The sequence below is a fragment of the Deltaproteobacteria bacterium genome (assembly GCA_009929795.1).
Lineage (GTDB): Bacteria > Desulfobacterota > Desulfovibrionia > Desulfovibrionales > Desulfomicrobiaceae > RZZR01.
Window position 1 is genome coordinate 1 of sequence record RZZR01000349.1, and the last position, 1,494, is coordinate 1,494.

Annotated in this window: 1 protein-coding gene; it reads left to right on the forward strand. The window is 60.1% G+C overall.

Going from position 1 to position 1,494, the window contains the following annotated elements; all coding sequences use genetic code 11:
* Positions 1-562 precede the first annotated feature (562 nt).
* A complete protein-coding gene (locus EOM25_14910) occupies positions 563-1,357 on the forward strand; it encodes a hypothetical protein (protein ID NCC26468.1) in 795 nt (264 codons plus the stop codon).
* The last annotated feature ends 137 nt before the right edge of the window (positions 1,358-1,494 follow it).

The following is a 1,494-nucleotide window of genomic DNA, read 5'->3' on the forward strand; positions in this document are numbered from 1 at the left end:
CAACAACAACACCCGCACCAGCGCAGACCCGACAGCTCGGATCCGTGTCACTGAGGTCCGGGGCGCCATCGCAAATCCAGTCTGGGCCGGGACCACCGCAGAGCGCCTGGAACATGCCTGGGCAACGATCAAGGCGAACCCCCGCCTGACCAAGAAATCCCTTCGTTACATGACCGGGATCGGCATGTCCTCTGCCCTCCGGATCCAGCGTGCCTTGATCCTGCTAACCGACAGGCCCGGCTATCGAGGCCTGACTCTCGATTCAGATTGGCGCACCGTTTGGGGGGAGGCGAAGGACGTGCTCAATGCGTCTCTGGCTGAGATCGGTATCCCCATCGCCGGTCGGATGACCTGACCGCTGCCGTCACCCAAACCGACTTGACGAAGGAAACCGACATGACCGACGTGAGCAGCCTCTCTCGCCTCACCAGAGGCTTCCTGAGCCAGCCCCAGGCCGTAGCCGCTACACCCATACCAGGGACTCCAGGGGCTGCTCCTAGGCGCTCCCAGGGCTCCTAATCAACCATCAACCCCCAACCATCACCAACAGGAAACCGAAGACATGACCACCAAGACCAACCGCTCAGTCCCACCGACCGTTGAGGACCTCTACACCCCGACACACAGCGCGCGAAAGCTGTGGGAACGGGTGGGCAAGCCCCACGGTCGATTTCGGAGCTGGGCGGATCAGGCGATTAAGCCCCTACTCCCAAGCTCTGAGATCTCGGCTCTTTCGATCCCAAGCAAGAGGGGCTCGCCAACCAAGGATTACCTCCTCAGCACACACATCGCTGAGATCATTCTCGCCCAGGTCGACAACGACGAAGGACGGGAGCTCCTTGAGGTCATGTGGGCAGCCTCCAGAGCATTCGCCCCTATGGGCGCCCGCAATGATGTCCGCGGTGCCCTTCATCACCCCACAACCCCAACCTGGAACGATCCACGAATGAACACCAACGCGACTACTGATAGCAAGATCGACTTCACTTCCATGTCCGCCGAGGACGTCAACGCACTCGTCATGGAACAGACCCCGGAGGGTGCCGCTGCCCGAGAGCAGTTATTCTCCGCAGAGGCCCAGGCACTGGGACTGCTCTACGACATCAACGAGGGACGTCTTCAAGAATCTCCTGAATTCATCCCGGTGCAAACTCTGATCGATGTAATCACCGATCACACGAACATGATCGCGACTGCCCTGGGATGCGACCCCAACCTGATGCCGATGGACATGGCCATCGATATCCTCGCTTCCTTACTCGGAGATGACGATGCGGGTCGCAGAGAGCTAGTCGAGTACCTGGTCCATTATGACGAAGTTCGGGCATTGCGTGAGGAGGATTTCCAGATCCGCTAGGGAGTACCGCCCATTCACTGAGGCCCAAGGACGGGCTCCACGAGGAGATGACCCGATGTCTTACCCATCCCCGGCAACCAGGCGACTTCAACGCCAAGCCGCCGAGATCTTCGCCGACGACGCTTTACCTCCCGCCA